Genomic DNA, 3,878 nt, shown 5'->3' on the forward strand with positions numbered 1-3,878 from the left:
CACGACCGCGAGCTCCCCCGGATCGACGTCAGGATGCTCCACCAGATAGGCGTGAAGACCACCCGCCCGCGCACGCAGCGCCCCCTCCACCCTCCCCGACAACAAGATCGGCAACTCCGGCAGATCCACCTCGCTCAGCGGCCCAGTCCCGGCACTCCACCCGGCGTTGTCGCCACTGTCGCGCGCACCGTCCCCCGCGCTGTTTCCGGCGCCGTCCTCAGAGGTGCCGGCTCGGGCGTCGCCCCCCGGAACAGGAGCCTGTTCAAGAATCAGATGGGCGTTGGTACCACTGATCCCGAACGCGGAGACAGCCGCCCGCCGCGGATGGTCGTGAGCAGGCCAGCCAGTAGGCGCGGCCAGAAGCCGGACGTTACCAGCGGTCCAATCGACATGCCGGCTCGGAGAAGTCAGATGCAGGGTCCGCGGTAGATGATCATACTCCAGCGCCTTCACCATCTTGATAACCCCAGCCACACCCGCCGCGGCCTGCGTATGACCGATATTCGACTTCACCGACCCAAGCCAAAGCGGACGATCAGGATCACGGTCCTGGCCATACGTCGCCAGAAGAGCCCGCGCCTCGATCGGATCACCCAACGTCGTGCCCGTCCCATGCGCCTCAACCACATCAACATCACGCCCCGACAGACCCGCACTCGCCAGAGCCTGACGAATCAGCCGCTCCTGCGACGGACCATTCGGCGCCGTCAGACCATTCGACGCGCCATCCTGATTCACCGCCGACCCACGAATCACCGCAAGAACCGGATGACCGTTACGCCGGGCATCAGAAAGCCGTTCCAGAACAAGGAGACCAGCACCCTCAGCCCACGCGGTCCCGTCCGCGTCGTCGGCGAACGACTTGCACCGGCCGTCCGGCGCCAGACCCCGCTGCCGGCTGAACTCGATGAACGAGTGAGGTGTCGCCATGACGGTCACGCCACCCGCCAGCGCCAGCGAGCACTCCCTCGACCGCAACGACTGAACCGCCAGATGAACCGCGACCAACGACGACGAGCACGCCGTGTCCACCGTCACCGCCGGACCCTCGAAACCGAACGTGTAGGCGATCCGGCCAGACGCGACGCTCGGAGCACTGCCACTGCCGACATAACCCTCGAAGCCGTCAGGCGCAGGCCGCAGCTGAGCTGCGTAGTCGTCGTACATCACACCGACGAAGACGCCGGAGTCGCTGCCGCGGAGGGTGGCCGGGTCGAGGCCCCCCCGCTCGATGGCCTCCCACGCCGTTTCAAGAAGGAGACGCTGCTGCGGATCCATCGCAAGAGCCTCACGACGACTGATCCCGAAGAACTCCGGATCGAACTGGTCGGCGTCGTGCAGGAAACCGCCCTCGGTCACATACGTCGTACCCGCATGGTCAGGATCGGGATCAAAAAGAGCGTCGAGGTCCCAGCCACGGTTCGACGGGAACTCCCCGATCGCGTCCACACCATCGCGGACCAGCCGCCACAACCCCTCCGGCGACGACACCCCACCAGGAAACCGACACCCCATCCCCACAATCGCCACCGGCTCGGTCGCCGCGATCCCGGCGGGCGCGGCCGTGGCTCGGCGGCCGACCGCGGCCGTCCCGGTGAGCTTCTCGTTGAGGTGGCCGGCGAGCGTCGCCGGAGTCGGATAGTCGAAGATGAGGGTGGCCGGGAGCCGCAGCCCGGTCGCGCTGGCGAGCCGGTTGCGCAGCTCGATGGCCGTCAGCGAGTCGAATCCAACATCGCGGAACGACTGGTCCGGAGCCGTCGCCGTCGCCGTCACGAACCCGAGCACCGTCGCGACGTGCGTGAGCACCAGCTCGTTCAGCAGCGCGGCCCGCTGCGCCGGAGTCATGACGGCCAGGCGTTCCGCCAGGGTGGACGGAGCGCCGTCGTCGACCGCGGCCCTGCGGGGCGCGGTCCGCAGGAGCCCGCGCAGCATCGGGTGTACATCCCACGGTCCGGCGTCCGAGCCGTCCGCCCCGAGGTCGAGGGCCGCGGTGATCACGGACGGCTCGGACAGCCGGATGGCCGCGTCGAACAGTGCCCGGCCCAGGTCCGCGGACAGTGGGGAGATCCCGTGGCGAGCGAGCCGGGTGCGGTCTGCGGCGTCAAGACCGGCGGTCATCTCCCCGCCGACGTCCCACAGCCCCCAGGCGAGCGAGCAGGCTGGGAGACCCGCCGCGCGGCGATGGTGGGCGAGCGCGTCGAGGAACGTGTTGGCGGCCGCGTAGTTGGCCTGACCCGCGGTCCCCAGAGTGCCAGCGAGCGAAGAGAAGATCACGAACGAGCGCAGCTCGACACCCGCCTGGCGGGTGAGGTCGTGCAGGTTCCAGGCGGCGTCGGCCTTGGGGCGCAGCACGGTCTCGAGCTGAGCATCGGTCAGCGTGCCGATCGTCGCGTCATCGAGGACGCCAGCGGCGTGGATCACCGTCGTCAGCGGATGCCGCGCAGGGATGGCGGCGAGCAGGGCCGCGAGTGCTGTGCGGTCAGTCGTGTCGCAGGCGCTGATCGTGACGGCCGCGCCCAGACCCTCAAGCTCGGCACGCAGCGCGTCGGCGCCCGGGCTCTCCGGCCCCCGGCGGCTGACCAGCACGAGGTGGCGGGCGCCGTGCCGCTCGACGAGGTGGCGGGCGAACAGGGACCCGAGCGCACCAGTACCACCGGTGATGAGCACCGTGCCGTCCGGGTCGCCGCTGACAGGGCCGGGGTCTGGAACGTCGGCACCACTCGCCGGCTGGCTTGCCGGGAGGTCGGACGGCGAGACGCGGGCCAGCCGCGGGACCAGCGTCGCCCGCCCGCGTACGGCTACCTGCGGCTCCTCCGCCTGGCCGGCGCGGAAGGCGAGGACGACCTGGGCCGGGAGTTCGCCGTCATGGTCGACGAGGCCGAACCGGCCGGGATACTCGGACTGCGCCGTGCGGATCAGACCCCACGCCGCCGCGCCCGGCAGGTCGAGGACGTCCTCCGCCCCGCTGGTAGCCATGGCCCGGCGGGTCGCGACGACCAGCCGGGAGCTCTCGAGACGCTCGTCGTCGAGCCAGTCCCGCAGGAGCGCCAACACGTGGCGGGTCACCGCGTGAACCGCGGGGATCGGCTCATCAACCGGGTCGGCCGCGCGGTCGCCCGCGTGCCCGCTGACCAGGACGATGTCCGGGCACGGCGTGCCGGCGTCGAGCGAGGCGCGAAGCGCGGCCAGGTCCTGGTAGGTCTGGGCCGATCCGCCGGTCGGGTCGTCGCCGAGCGCGGCCAGCCGGAGAGGACCCACCGGCGAGACCAGGCTGATGGGTCGCCATTCGGTCCGGAACAGCGAGCGCCCGACGCGCCGCTCGCCGGGGGTGCGCGTCACCGGCAAGGGACGCGACGCCAGGCGCTCGACCGACGCGACCGGCGCGCCCGTTACATCGGCGAGAAGGACGGACACCTCGTCGGGGCCGGTGACGCGTACCTCGGCGCGCAGCCGGTTCGCTCCCGTGGCCAGCAGCCGCACGCCGGTCCACGAGAAGGGAAGAGCGGCGGGGCGAACGTCTCCAGAGCTGGCGCCGAGCAGGCTCGCGTGCAGCGCCGCGTCGAACAGCGCGGGATGGATGCCAAAGAGCTCGCCACCGTCGCCCTCGGGTGGCAGCGCGACATCCGCGTAGATCCGGTCGGCGTGCCGCCAGACCGCCCGCAGCCCCTGGAAGGCAGGGCCGTACTCGTAGCCTCTGGTCGCGAGCCGCTCGTAGCCGCCAGTGAGGTCCACCGGTACCGCGTCCGGCGGCGGCCAGGGCGTGCCGGACGTCGCCATGGGCATGACCGCCAGTGCCGCGGACGTGGGGGGGGGGGGGGGGGGGGGGGGCGGCCGCCCGCCGGGCGCGGGCCCGGGGGCGGGGGGGGGGGGGCGGGCCC

At 71.6% G+C, this 3,878-nt stretch carries 1 protein-coding gene; it reads right to left on the reverse strand.

Features of this window, described 5'->3' with window-relative positions; all coding sequences use genetic code 11:
* Positions 1–3,783 (reverse strand): SDR family NAD(P)-dependent oxidoreductase (locus I6A60_RS40115; protein ID WP_203023784.1); only part of this gene is annotated, 3,783 nt, incomplete at its 3' end.
* Between the last annotated feature and the right edge of the window lie 95 nt (positions 3,784–3,878).

The organism is Frankia sp. AgB1.9 (assembly GCF_016786355.1).
Classification (GTDB): Bacteria; Actinomycetota; Actinomycetes; order Frankiales; family Frankiaceae; genus Pseudofrankia.